Source organism: Pseudomonas qingdaonensis (genome assembly GCF_018398475.1).
Lineage (GTDB): Bacteria > Pseudomonadota > Gammaproteobacteria > Pseudomonadales > Pseudomonadaceae > Aquipseudomonas > Aquipseudomonas palmensis.
This window is the reverse complement of record NZ_CP074676.1, coordinates 2,331,953-2,344,509: the sequence shown is the minus strand read 5'-3', so window position 1 is coordinate 2,344,509 and position 12,557 is coordinate 2,331,953. Positions and strand designations below refer to the sequence as shown.

Annotated in this window: 9 protein-coding genes and 1 pseudogene; 5 read left to right on the top strand and 5 right to left on the bottom strand. The window is 65.3% G+C overall.

Annotated elements, in window-relative coordinates; translation table 11 throughout:
- Positions 1-31: 31 nt before the first annotated feature.
- The gene (locus KH389_RS10665) at positions 32-1,096 is read left to right on the top strand and encodes a phosphotransferase (RefSeq protein ID WP_213607322.1); all 1,065 of its coding nucleotides are present in this window, start codon (positions 32-34) and stop codon (positions 1,094-1,096) included.
- The gene (locus KH389_RS10660) at positions 1,097-2,416 is read left to right on the top strand and encodes an aspartate aminotransferase family protein (RefSeq protein WP_213607321.1); all 1,320 of its coding nucleotides are present in this window, start codon (positions 1,097-1,099) and stop codon (positions 2,414-2,416) included.
- A gap of 96 nt (positions 2,417-2,512) precedes the next feature.
- On the opposite strand, the gene KH389_RS10655 is transcribed toward KH389_RS10660, so the two are convergent.
- Positions 2,513-3,547, bottom strand: coding sequence for an ABC transporter substrate-binding protein (locus KH389_RS10655; protein WP_058540381.1), 1,035 nt, complete (start codon positions 3,545-3,547; stop codon positions 2,513-2,515).
- Positions 3,548-3,617: 70 nt separating this feature from the next.
- Positions 3,618-4,391 (bottom strand): class II aldolase/adducin family protein, encoded by a 774-nt coding sequence (locus KH389_RS10650; protein WP_043861694.1) that lies wholly within the window; start codon positions 4,389-4,391, stop codon positions 3,618-3,620.
- A gap of 171 nt (positions 4,392-4,562) precedes the next feature.
- Between KH389_RS10650 and KH389_RS10645 the strand changes: the two genes are divergently transcribed.
- On the top strand, positions 4,563-5,963 hold the full coding sequence (locus KH389_RS10645) for an aminotransferase-like domain-containing protein (RefSeq protein WP_043861693.1): 1,401 nt from the start codon (positions 4,563-4,565) through the stop codon (positions 5,961-5,963).
- A gap of 183 nt (positions 5,964-6,146) precedes the next feature.
- On the top strand, positions 6,147-7,199 hold the full coding sequence (locus KH389_RS10640; protein WP_043861692.1) for an NAD(P)-dependent alcohol dehydrogenase: 1,053 nt from the start codon (positions 6,147-6,149) through the stop codon (positions 7,197-7,199).
- Positions 7,200-7,208: 9 nt separating this feature from the next.
- Here KH389_RS10640 and KH389_RS27715 read toward each other — a convergent pair whose 3' ends face one another.
- The 3 genes and pseudogenes from KH389_RS27715 to KH389_RS10630 all read right to left on the bottom strand — a co-directional run bounded on the left by KH389_RS27715 (position 7,209) and on the right by KH389_RS10630 (position 10,730).
- Entirely contained in the window at positions 7,209-7,913 is a 705-nt protein-coding gene (locus KH389_RS27715) for a methyl-accepting chemotaxis protein (protein WP_420831970.1), read from the bottom strand.
- Positions 7,914-8,114: 201 nt separating this feature from the next.
- Positions 8,115-9,092 (bottom strand): annotated as a pseudogene (locus KH389_RS27710) (cache domain-containing protein); the annotation flags it as partial.
- A 222-nt stretch (positions 9,093-9,314) separates the two neighbouring features.
- Positions 9,315-10,730, bottom strand: a complete 1,416-nt coding sequence (locus tag KH389_RS10630) for an amino acid permease (RefSeq protein ID WP_043861690.1) — start codon at positions 10,728-10,730, stop codon at positions 9,315-9,317.
- A 360-nt stretch (positions 10,731-11,090) separates the two neighbouring features.
- Here KH389_RS10630 and KH389_RS10625 point away from each other — a divergent pair, with 360 nt between their 5' ends.
- Positions 11,091-12,503 carry an aminotransferase-like domain-containing protein gene (locus KH389_RS10625; RefSeq protein WP_043861689.1) on the top strand — a complete coding sequence of 471 codons (1,413 nt, stop codon included), beginning with the start codon at positions 11,091-11,093 and terminating at the stop codon, positions 12,501-12,503.
- The last annotated feature ends 54 nt before the right edge of the window (positions 12,504-12,557 follow it).

Below are 12,557 nucleotides of genomic sequence, written 5' to 3'. Positions count from 1 at the left end.
GCTTTCCCGGCAATCGACAGAGTGATGTTCAGTGACCCTTCACACACCCCCTGCCTTCGACGCATTGCTGGTCGCAGCTCCGCCCAAGGTTTCGGCCGAACAGGCGCAGGCCGTGGCAGCGCAGTACTTCGGCCTGCACGGCGCGTGCCGCCTGCTCACCGGCGAGCGTGACCTCAACTTCCAGATCACCTGCGCCGACGGCGCCCAGTACCTGCTCAAGGTCTCCAACGCGGCCGAAGACCCGCAGGTGGCCGACTTCCAGAACCAGGCGCTGCTGCACATCCAGCACTGCGACCCGACCCTGGCGGTGCAGCGCATCTACCCCAACACCAGCGGCAGCTACCAGATCCCGCTGATGTTCGATGGCCAGCCGCTGCTGGTGCGGCTGTTCTCGTTCGTCGACGGGATCTGCCTGCACCGCGTCGAACACCCCGACGTGGCGCTGCGCAGCAGCCTGGGCGAGCACCTGGCCCGCCTGGGGCTGGCCCTGCGCGGCTTCTTCCACCCCGGCGCCGGGCACGAGCTGCTGTGGGACCTCAAGCACGCCTCGCGGCTGAACGACAAGATCGGCCTGATCCAGGACCCTGAAGAGCGCCAGCTGGCCCAGCACTTTCTGGACAACTTCGAGCGCCACGCACAACCGCACCTCAAGGGCCTGCGCGCCCAGGTGATCCACAACGACCTGAACCCGCACAACGTGATCGTCGATGCCAGCCAGCCGCACCCGGTGCGCAACATCCTCGATTTCGGCGACATGGTGCATGCCCCGCTGGTCAACGACCTGGCCGTGGGCGCCGCCTATCAACTGGGCAGCCAGGGCGACCCGCTGGAACATGCTGCACCGTTCATCCGCGCCTACCACCGCATCGCGCCGCTGGAGCCGCTGGAACAGGAACTGCTGGTGGACCTGATCGCCACCCGCCTGGTGCTGACCGTGACCATCACCAACTGGCGCGCTGCGCTGTACCCGGAAAACCGCACCTACATCCTGCGCAACGCGCCGTCTGCCTGGCGTGGCCTGAAGGCCCTGGCTGACGTGCCGCGCGAGGTCGCGCAGCAACAGATTCGTCGTATCTGCTCCGAGGAGACGCTGTAAATGACCATGATCAATGGCTTCACCGCCGAAGATGCCGCACGCCTTAGCGAAACCGAACGTGCCCTGATCGAGCGCCGTGCGCGCGTGCTGGGCCCGGCCTACCGCCTGTTCTACGAACACCCGCTGCACCTGGTCAAGGGTGAAGGCGTGTGGCTGTACGACGCCGACGGCAAGCGTTACCTGGATGCCTACAACAACGTGGCCTCCATCGGCCACTGCCACCCCAAGGTGGTCGAGGCGCTGTACGAGCAGGCCAAGGTGCTCAACACCCACACCCGCTACCTGCATGAAGGCATCCTCGACTATGCCGAGAAACTGCTGGCCACCTTCCCGGCCGAGCTGGACCAGGTGATGTTCACCTGCACCGGCAGCGAGGCCAACGACCTGGCCCTGCGCATCGCCCGTCAGTACACCGGCGGTACCGGCCTGATCGTGACCCAGCTGGCCTACCACGGCGTGACCGACCAGATCGCCGCCGCCTCGCCTTCGCTGGGTGCGGGCGTGCCGGTGGGTGACTTCGTGCGTACCGTGCGGGCTCCTGACGCCTACCGCCTGGGCGCCGAGAACGTGGCACAGATCTTCGCCGACGACGTGCGCGCCGCCATCGCCGACCTGCGCCGCTGCGGGATCAAGCCGGCAGCACTGCTGCTCGACGGCATCTTCGCCAGCGATGGCGTGCTGTCCGACCCGGCCGGCTTCCTGCAACAGGCGGTGGCCGTGGCCCGCGAAGAGGGCCTGCTGTACATCGCCGACGAGGTGCAATCGGGCTTTGGCCGTACCGGCTCGCACATGTGGGGCTACCAGCGCCATGGCGTGCAGCCCGACATCGTCACCATGGGCAAACCCATGGGCAACGGCCAGCCGATTGCCGGGGCGGTGTTCCGCGGCGAGGTGCTCGATGCGTTCGGTCGCACCGCCCGCTACTTCAACACCTTCGGCGGCAACCCGGTGTCATGTGCAGCAGCCAACGCGGTGCTCGACGTGATCCAGGGCGAAGGCCTGATGACCAACTGCGCGGCGGTGGGCGAATACTTCAAGGCGGGTCTGCAAGGGCTTGCCGAGCGCTACCCGCTGATTGGCGACGTGCGCGGGGCCGGGCTGTTCGTGGGGGTCGAGCTGGTAACCGATCGTGCCAGCAAGGCGCCGGCCACCGAGGCAACGGCACGGGTGGTGAACGGCATGCGTGAACGTGGCGTGCTGATCAGTTCGGCGGGGCCGGCGGCCAACATCCTGAAGATCAGGCCGCAGCTGATCTTCCAGCGCGAGCATGCTGATCTGTTCGTGCAGACGCTGGAGGCGGTGCTGAAGTCGCTGAACTGACAGCAAGAGGCATTGACGGTTGTGGCCCTTTCGCCAGCAAGGCTGGCTCCTACAACGATTGGTGCAGGAGCCAGCCTTGCTGGCGAAGGGGTTCACTTACTTGGTCTTGGCAACCCAGGCATTGAAGCGCTGCTCGAGGTCTTCGCCGTTGTTGACCCAGAACTCGCTGTCCATCGGAATGGCCTGCGCCAGGTTGTCCGGCGCGGTGTTCAACTGCGCCGCCAGTGCAGGGTCAAGCAGCCCGGCGGTATGCAGGTTGGTCGACCCATAGCCCAGCTTGGTGGTGTGGATCTTCTGGTTTTCCGGGCGCAGCGAAAACGCGATGAAGTCCTCGGCCAGGGCCTTGTTCTTGCTGCCCTTGGGGATCGCCCACGAGTCGATGGCGTAGATGCTGCCATTCCATACCGTGTGCACATTGGCGCCGGCCGCCTGTGCGGCGAACACCCGGCCGTTGAACGCGGTGCTCATCACCACGTCGCCGCTGGCCAGGAACTGCATCGGCTGCGCACCGGCCTCCCACCACTGGATGTCGGGCTTGATCTGGTCCAGCTTGCGGAATGCACGCTCCACCCCTTCCGGCGTCGACAACACCTTGTACACGTCGGCATACGGCACGCCATCGGCCATCAGTGCCGCTTCCAGGGTGTACTTGGCGCCCTTGCGCAGGCTGCGCTTGCCCGGAAACTTCTTGGTGTCCCAGAAATCGCTCCAGCCGGTAGGCGCCTGCTTGAGCTTGTCGCCGTTGTAGGCCAGCGCCATCGACCATACCAGCAGGCCGCCGCCGCAGTCCGACAGGGTGCCGGGCACGAAATCCGCTTCCTTGCCGATACGGTTGAGGTCCAGGTGTTCGAACAGGCCCTCCTCGCAGCCACGGATCAGTTCGGCGCTCTCGACCTGCACCACGTCCCAGTTCACGCTGTTGGTGTCGACCATGACCTTGATCCGGCCCATTTCGCCGTTGTATTCACCCGCTACCACCTTGCTGTGGCTGGCGGCGGCAAAGGGGGCGTAGAAGGCCTCGGTCTGTACATCCTTGCTGGCACCGCCAAACGAAATCACGGTGATTTCGGCAGCAAGGGCGTTGGCGGCAAAAGCACTGAGCAACACGGCGGCAATGGTGGTTTTTTTCATGTCTACCTCTGTAATTTATTGGTTTTGGCAGAGTTGATACACGCTGGGCGTCCTTTCGGGTGGTCGCACTTCAGCTTCGGTAATCCACCTGATCACCACTGATCAGGCGCAAGGCGGCGGTCCAGGCCAACAGGTGAAGTTGCTGATCGAATTCGGCGTCGGACTGCTGCGCGGTCAGTTCGCAGACCGCTTCGTCCGGCAGGCGCAGCGGCGGGTTGCCCGCCAGTGCCTGTACCTGCGCCTGGCAGGCGCGCTCCAGGAAGTAGATCTGGTTGAAGGCTTCGGCAATGCAGCGCCCGGCGGCCAGCAGGCCATGGTTGCGCAGGATCATCGCCATGTGCGGGCCCAGGTCCCTGACCAGGCGCTCGCCTTCGGCCGGGTTCAGCGCAATGCCCTCGTAGTCGTGGTAACCCAGGCGGCGATAGAACTTCAGCGCATGCTGGGTGATCGGCAGCAGCCCCTGCTCCTGGGCCGACACGGCCATGCCGGCAGCGGTATGGGTGTGCACCACACAGGCCAGGTCCGGACGTGCGGCGTGGATCGCCGAATGGATGTTGAAGCCGGCACGGTTGACGCTGCCGGCGTCATAGCCAGGGTCGATGGTGTTGCCGTGGTGGTCGATCTTGATCAGGTCCGAGGCGCGCATTTCGTGAAACAGCACGCCGTAGCGGTTGATCAGGAAATGCCCCGGCTCGCCGGGGACACGGGCCGAGATGTGCGTGTCGATCAGATCGGTCATGCGAAAGTGGGCCAGCAGCCGGTACAGCGCTGCCAGGTCGCAACGGGTCTGCCACTCTTCGGGCGAAACCTGCTGCGCGTCGATCCGTGGGGTGTTGGGGTGCATCGCGCCTCCTTGTTCATGGTATGTTTCGGGCACTTGGCCCGCCGGCATGCAGGGATGTTGCAGCAGCCCCCGGCGGCCCACCATGCACAGAACGCGCTGGTTGTGCCGGCCCTGTTATGGTGTTTTCACCAGTACACCCACCGCCACACCCTCGCCTGACGGATGTTTTCTATGATGTTGTTGGATGCCAGCTCGTCGCAGTCGCTGGTCAACCAGATCGTTGCGGGCATCACCCTCGCGATCAACGAACAGCGCTTGCGCCCGGGCACCAAGCTGCCCTCCATCCGCAAGTTCGCGCAAACCCACAAGGTCAGCCATTTCACCGCCGTCGAGGCCTATGACCGGCTGGTGGCCCTGGGTTACCTGACGGCGGTGCGCAATGCCGGCTTCTATGTACGCAGCGCCCCCGACACCCCCGCCCCGCCGCCGATGCCCAGTGCCAGCGACGATGCCTTCGACTTCGACGCCTACCTGCTGCTGCAGAAGGTGTTCCAGCCGCTGGGCATGGACCTGCGCCCGGGCATCGGCCTGCTGCCCGAGCCCTGGAGCGACGATGACGGGGTGCAACGCAGCCTGCGCGCCCTGAGCCGTCGCGACCCGAGCGAGTTCACCGGCTACGGCCATGCCAAGGGGTGCGCCAACCTGCGCGCCCGGCTGGTGGAGAAACTGCTCGATACCCGGGTCAACGCCCACCCCGAGCAGATTCTGCTGACCAGCGGCGCCAGCCATGCGCTGGACCTGCTGGTGCGCTACCTGGTGCACCGCGGCGACAGCGTGCTGGTGGACGAACCGGGCTACCACAACCTGTTCCTCAACCTGCGCCTGCAGGGGGCCCGTCTGCTGGGGGTGCCACGCACCCGCGACGGCATCGACCTGGACGTGCTCGAGGCGCAGATCCGCGAACACCGGCCCAAGGTGTTCTTCACCAACACGCGCCTGCAATGCCCCACCGGCACCAGCCTGACACTGGCGGTGGCCCACCGTCTGCTGCAACTGGCGGAAAAGTACGACTTCCTGATCGTGGAGAACGACATCTACGCCGACCTCGACCCGTCCGACCAGCAGGCGCTGGCAGGCATGGACCAGCTGGCGCGGGTGATCTACGTGGCCAGCTTCTCCAAGAGCATCGCGCCGTCGCTGCGGGTGGGGTTCGTTGCCGCGCACCGCGACCTGATCGACGAACTGGTGCCACTGAAGATGGCCAGCGGCCTGACCACCTCGGCAATTGCCGAGGAACTGGCACTGGAGGTGCTGCTGCAGGGGCGCCACCGCAAGCACGTCAAGCAGTTGCAGGCCAACCTGGCCCTGGCCCATGAACAGGTGGCGCGCAAGCTCGAGGCGGTGGGCATGGAGATCTTCGTCAAGCCCCATGCGGGGTTGTTCCTGTGGGCCCGTCACCCCCAGGTCGAAGACGCCACGGCACTGGCCATGGACGCGCGCGAACACAAGATTCTGCTCGCGCCCGGGCAACTGTTCATGCCCGATGCACGGGTGGTGCCGTGGCTGCGCTTCAATGTGGCGCACGCGCAGGATGAGCGGATCTACCGGCTGTTGGAGCAGGCCGCGCACTGACCGGATTCGACTCGCCTCTTCGCCAGTAGGCGCCGGCCTTGCCGGCGAAGCGGCCCGCCCGGGCGACACCCCCGCAGGTCCGGAGAATCAGGCATGACACGCAGAGGAATGCCGGTGGGCACGCCCGGTGCCCGCGCGGACAATGCGCCGCCTCTACCGTCATTGCTTTTGCGAGGTTCCCCCATGTACACCGCCATCGGCTACGCCGCCCAGTCGGCCACCACGCCCCTCGCCCCCATGACCTTCCAGCGCCGCAGCCCACGCCCCGACGACGTGGCCATCGAGATTCTCTACTGCGGCGTGTGCCACTCCGATATCCACCAGGCCCGCAACGAATGGGGCATCGCCGTTTACCCGCTGATGCCCGGCCACGAAATCGTGGGCAAGGTCACTGCTGTGGGCGCCAGCGTCAGCCGCTATCAGGTGGGTGACCTGGTGGGTGTGGGCTGCATGGTCGACTCCTGCCGCCACTGCCAGGCCTGCGCCGCCAACCTGGAACAGTACTGCCTCGAAGGCCCGACCATGACCTACGCCACCCCCGACCGGGTCGACGGCAGCAACACCATGGGCGGCTATTCCAGCAGTATCGTGGTCGACCAGCATTTCGTGGTGCGCATCCCGGCCGGCATGGACCTGGCCAGCGCCGCGCCGATCCTCTGCGCCGGCATCACCACCTATTCGCCGCTCAAGCACCACGGGGTCAAGGCCGGGCACAAGGTCGGCATCCTCGGCATGGGCGGCCTGGGTCACATGGGCATCAAGCTGGCCAAGGCCATGGGCGCCGAAGTCACCCTGTTCACCCGTTCGGCCAGCAAGGCCGAGGAAGCCCGCCGCCAGGGCGCCGACCATGTGGTGGTGTCCACCGATGCCGCGCAGATGGCCGCCGTGGCCGGGCACTTCGACTTTCTGCTCGACACCATCCCGGTGCAGCACGACCTCAACCCCTACCTGGAAACCCTGAAGTTCGACGGCGTGCACATTCTGGTGGGCCTGATCGAACCGGTGGAGCCGCCCCTGCACGCCGCCAACCTGGTGCTCAAGCGCCGCGTACTGGCCGGCTCGCTGATCGGCGGCATCGCCGAAACCCAGGAGGTGCTGGACTTCTGCGCCGAGCACGGCATTTGCTGCGACATCGAGATGCTCGACATCCAGCACATCAACGAGGCCTACAGCCGCATGATCGCCGGCGACGTGAAGTACCGCTTCGTGATCGACATGGCCTCGCTCAAGGCCTGAGCCCCCGCCTCACAGGTTGAAACGCCCCAGCAGGTGGTGCTGTTGCCCCACCTGCTCCACCATCACCGCACACTGGCGCACCTGCACCTGGGTGCCTGCGGCCACTTCATGACTGATGTCGCGAATGGTCGTGGTGTTGCGGTTGATCTCTTCGCTGGTGGCGCTCTGCTGCTCGGCCGCGGTGGCGATCTGGGTGTTCATGTCGTTGATGCGGGTGATCGCCTGGCGAATGCGCACGAGCCGGTCGTTGGCCGCGCCCGCCTCCTCGGCGGTCTTGCCGGCGCTGTCGCGGTTGTGCTGCATGCGCGACTCGGCGTGGCGCACCCCGGCCTGCAGCTGGTCGATCATCTGGCGGATCTCCTGGGTCGACTGCTGGGTGCGCGAGGCCAGCGTGCGCACCTCGTCGGCCACCACCGCGAAACCTCGCCCCGTCTCGCCGGCACGTGCAGCCTCGATGGCGGCATTGAGCGCCAGCAGGTTGGTCTGCTCGGCAATGCTGGTAATCACCGCCAGGATCGACTCGATGTTGTCGCTGAGGCGCGACAGGTCATTGATTGCATGGCCGGTGTCGTCCATTTCGCTGGCCAGTTGCCGGATCGCCGCGGTCGAGCGTCGCACCACGTCCTCGCCGCCGTGTGCTTCCTCGTCGGCAATCACTGCGGCCTGGGCCGCTGCCTGGGCGTTGCGCGCGACGTCTTCGGCGGTGGAGGCCATCTCCTGCATGGCCGTGGCCAGTTGGTCCAGCTCCTGCAACTGGCGCTGCAGGCGTTCATCGGTCCAGGTGGCTTCGGCCGACGTCAGGTGGGTGCTCTCGCGCACCTGGTTGGAGGTGCTCATCACCTGATGGATCAGGTTCTGCAGGTTGCCCAGAAAGCCGTTGAACTCGCGCGACACCAGCGCCACCTCGTCATTGCCGCCGTCGGGCAGGCGCCGCGTCAAGTCGCCGTCGCCCTGGTTGACCTCATGGAACGAGCGGTGCAGCAGGTCCAGCGGCTTGAGCAGGCGCCCGAGCAGCAGGCCCAGCACCACGAGGCTCACCAGCACGCCGAGCAGCGTGGCCAGCACTGCACGCCAGGTCAGGCTGTCGGCCTCGGCCATCACGATGCGCTGGTCGAGCACCACGCCGATCAACCAGTCCATGCCCTCCAGGTAGGTCAGCGGGGTGAAGGACACCAGTGAATCGTGATCGCCGGTTCTAACCGTCTGCAGCTGGCTGTCCAGCGCCGGGTGCTGGCCATCGAACAGGCTGCTGTAGGGCTTGCCGTTGTACTGGCTGTCGGGGTGGGAAATGATCGTGCCGTTGCGGCTGAGCAGAAAGGCATGGCCGGCGCCGTTGAAGTCCAGGGTATTGATGGCATCGGCCACGCTCTTGAGGCGGATATCGCCGCCCAGCACGCCGGCGAAGGTAGCGCCATCGTGGAGGCGCGTGACCGCCGAAATCAGCGTTTCGCCAGTGGCCGAGTCGATGTAGGGCTCGGTGAGCACCGCCTTGTCGGCGCCCTTGGCGACGGCATACCAGGGCCGTGTGCGCCCGTCCCAGCTCGCATCGGGGCGCCAGCTGGGCGTGTTGGTGAGGGGTTTGCCGTCGCGTTGCAAGGCGCCGAATATCAGGATGAACTCGTCCTTGAGCATCGGGCTGTCGATGATGCGCTGGGTGTTTTCAGGGCTGTAGCGGCTGTCGATGACCTGCGCCACCAGGCCCATGAGCTTGAGCTTGGCGTTCAGCCAGTTCTCGATCTGCCGGGCCAGGGCACCGCTGGACTCGGCGATGCCGGCAGACACTTGCTTGTGCAGGGCCTCGCGCACCTGGCTGACCTGCGTGACCGACAGCAATCCGGTGGTAATGAACAGCAATGTGGCGGCCGCCAGGCCAGCCTTGTGAACGATCTTCATGCCTGCACTCCGTGCCGAATCGAGCAAACGGGCATGCTAGGCAGGCGTACTGGCACACTGCAATCAACGTTGCGATGATTGCCCGGTGCCGTAATGGGGATTGTTTACCGGCATCACGGCCACTGCTTGTAGGACGAACCCGGCGGGCGGCATCCGCGCCGCGGGCAGGCAAAAAAAAACCAGGGCCGTTTGCGGCCCTGGTCTTTTTCGTCATGGTGCCTGTCAGCCCTTGAGCTGCCTGGCCGCACGCACGTGCATGAACACGCCCATCAGTGCCACGATGGCCGCCGCCGCACCGGTGGAGAACACCAGTACCTGGTAGTCCGGCACAAAGGCCATGGTCACCAGGCACCCGATGATGAACACGATCACGAGGTAGGTCAGCCACGGGAACAGCCACATCTTCAGGCGGATTTCCTTGCCCTCGGCTTCCAGCTTGCGGCGCATCTTCAGTTGCGAGAACGCGATCACCAGGTACACCAGCAAGGCGATCATGCCGGTGGTGTTCATCAGCACGTCCAGCACGTCTTTCGGGCGCAGGGTGTCGCTGAAGTTGATCAGGGCGACGAACACCGCCACCGAGCACGAACCGATGATGGCGAACACCGGCACACCGGTACCGGCGCGGGTGATCTTGAAGAACGACGGTGCATCACCGCGGGTCGACAGCGAGAACAGCATGCGCGAGGCGGTGTAGTGCGCCGAGATCAGGCAGCTGCTCACCGAGGTCAGCACCACGAAGTTCATCACGAACTCAGCGCCCGGAATGCCCAGCAGCTCCAGAGTACGACGGTACGAACCGTAGCCCGACTGGCCCATCAGCGGGTCGTTCCACGGCACCAGGGCCACGATCAGGAAGATCGAACCCACATAGAACAGGCACACACGCCACACCACCGAGTTGGTGGCCTTGACGATCTGCTCGGACGGGTTCTTCGACTCGGCGGCCGCGATGGTCACGATTTCGGCGCCCAGGAAGGCGAACATCACCCCCAGCATGGCCACCACCACTGCCTCCACCCCATTGGGCATGAAGCCCTGGGCCGTGAGGTTGCTGATGCCGTGGACCTCACCGGTGGGCCACAGGTTGGCCACGGCCAGCCCGCACACCACAAGGAAGCATATGATCGCCACCACCTTTATCAGCGCGAACCAGAATTCGAACTCCCCGTAGTGCTTGACGTTGAAGAAGTTGACGCTGATCAGCACCAGGGTAGTGGCCAGCACGAACACGTTGACGCTGATGGAGGGGAACCAGCCGTGCAGGATCTTGCCCGCCACATAGGCTTCCCAGGCCATCAGGATGACCCAGAACCACCAGTACAACCAGCCGATGGTGAAGCCTGCCCAGCGCCCGATGGCGCGCTCGGCGTAGGTGGAGAACGAGCCGGTGTCTGGCGAGGAGGTGGCCATTTCACCCAGCATGCGCATGATCAGCACCACCAGGATGCCGCCGGCCAGGTACGCCAGGATGGCGGCCGGCCCGGCGCTGTGGATCACACTCCCCGAGCCCACGAACAGCGCACCGCCGATCACCCCGGCGATGGACATCATGGTCAGGTGGCGCGATTTGAGCGAAGCGCTAAGCTTGCTCTCGGGCTCCACCTTGGAGGATGTGGAAGTCGATGTAGCGTCCATCAGTTGTCTACCCCTTGTTTTTCTTTTTCCAGCGAACACGCAAGACCGGCGAATGCCGGGCTTCATTGCTCGTCAGTGTCTGATTGTGTACGGGATGGATCGCAAACCCGGCGGGCATCCATGGCCTTGAAGGTCGGCAATCGTGCTGTGCACGCCCGGGGGCTTGCCCCTGGCGGTAGTGATCGGGCCTCTCAACATGCTTTAGCTGGCGAATACAGACCCCTAATGTAAAAATGTACGACACAGAGAGCCATGCACAGCGCCGTGAAATATGCACTGCACTGTACAGGCCGCCAATGCAGTACACCCCCGTTCCCTGCAGGCGCCAGGCGTTACGCACCCTGAAGGCACAGCCCCAACATGCTTGAATTACGACCCGACTCCGCCCCCCCGCTCGTCAACCAGATCATCAACGGGTTGCGTGAGTTGATCGAGAACCAGACCCTCAAACCCGGTGCCAAGGTACCGTCCATCCGCGCCTTCGCCGCCACCTACTCGGTCAGCACCTTCACCGTGGTCGAAGCCTACGATCGGCTGGTGGCCCAGGGCCTGCTGGTCAGCCGCGGCAATGCCGGCTTCTTCGTCAACCGCTCGGTGAACGAGCGCATCGAAAGCCAGGCCAGCGACGCCGAGCCGGGCAAGCCGGAGTTCAACTCCGAGTGGTACCTGCAGAACATCTTCGAAAGCCGCCAACTGGCCTTCAAGCCCGGCTGTGGCTGGCTGCCCAACGAGTGGATGTTCGAGGACGGCCTGCGTCGCGGCCTGCGCCAGGTGGCCGGCAGCGTGATGGAACTGAGCGGTTACGGCGACCCCATGGGCCTGCTCGAGCTGCGCACCCTCACCGCGCAGAACCTGGAACAGGACCAGCGCATCGTGGCCAACCCCAACCAGCTGATGCTCACCCACGGCGCCAGCCAGGCGCTGGACCTGGCGGTGCGCACCCTGGTGCGCCCGGGCGATGTGGTGCTGGTGGACGACCCGGGCTACCCCAACCTGATGAGCATCCTGCGCTTTCAGGGCGCCACCCTGATCGGCGTGCCGCGCACCCCGGCCGGGTATGACCTGGAGCATCTCGAGCGGCTGCTGGCCCACCACCGGCCCACGGTGTTCTTCACCCAGCCGCACCTGCACAGCCCCACCTGCTCGCGCACCCCGCTGGCGCAACTGCACCGCCTGCTGCAACTGTCGGCGCAACACGGCTTTCGCCTGGTGGAGAACAACCTGTACGCCGACATGGTGGCCGAACCGCAACCGTGCCTGAGCAGCCTGGACCACCTGCAGCAGGTGGTGTACGTGGGCAGCTATTCCAAGAGCATCTCGCCGAACGTGCGGGTGGGCTACATGCTGGCCAACCCCGAACTGATCCAGAAGCTGCTGCAACTGAAGATGCGCTCGGGCCTGACCACCTCACAGGTGATGGAGCGCGTGGTGTATGCGGCCATCACCGACGGGCGCTGGCGCAAGCACCTCAAGCGCCTGCGCCAGCGCCTGGCCGAGGCGCAGCAGGAGGTCAGCCGGCGCCTGAACCGCCTGGGCTTCGAGATTTTCGTCGAGTCCGACGAGGGCATGTACCTGTGGACCCGCCACCCGCAGATCGCCAACAGCGCAGCGCTGGTGGACGACGCCCTGGAGCGCGGCATCATGATCGGCCCCGGCCAGTTGTTCATGGTCGACGCCCAGGCCACCGGCTGGATGCGCTTCAACGTGGCGTTCAGCACCGACCCGGCCTTGTGGCAGCAACTGGAAAAGCTGTTCGCCCGTCACGCCGCCTGAACCTGCGCAATTTTGTTCAATACGCCGCCCCCGGCCCCGCCACACACTTCCTGG

Bases quoted from the DNA above. Each gene is read 5' to 3' on its own strand.
- KH389_RS10660 (WP_213607321.1), top strand. From the start codon at position 1,097: ATGACCATGATCAATGGCTTCACCGCCGAAGATGCCGCACGCCTTAGC.
- KH389_RS10645 (WP_043861693.1), top strand. From the start codon at position 4,563: ATGATGTTGTTGGATGCCAGCTCGTCGCAGTCGCTGGTCAACCAGATC.
- KH389_RS10630 (WP_043861690.1), bottom strand. From the start codon at position 10,730: ATGGACGCTACATCGACTTCCACATCCTCCAAGGTGGAGCCCGAGAGC.
- KH389_RS27715 (WP_420831970.1), bottom strand. From the start codon at position 7,913: ATGGCCTCCACCGCCGAAGACGTCGCGCGCAACGCCCAGGCAGCGGCC.
- KH389_RS10625 (WP_043861689.1), top strand. From the start codon at position 11,091: ATGCTTGAATTACGACCCGACTCCGCCCCCCCGCTCGTCAACCAGATC.
- KH389_RS10655 (WP_058540381.1), bottom strand. From the start codon at position 3,547: ATGAAAAAAACCACCATTGCCGCCGTGTTGCTCAGTGCTTTTGCCGCC.
- KH389_RS10650 (WP_043861694.1), bottom strand. From the start codon at position 4,391: ATGCACCCCAACACCCCACGGATCGACGCGCAGCAGGTTTCGCCCGAA.
- KH389_RS10640 (WP_043861692.1), top strand. From the start codon at position 6,147: ATGTACACCGCCATCGGCTACGCCGCCCAGTCGGCCACCACGCCCCTC.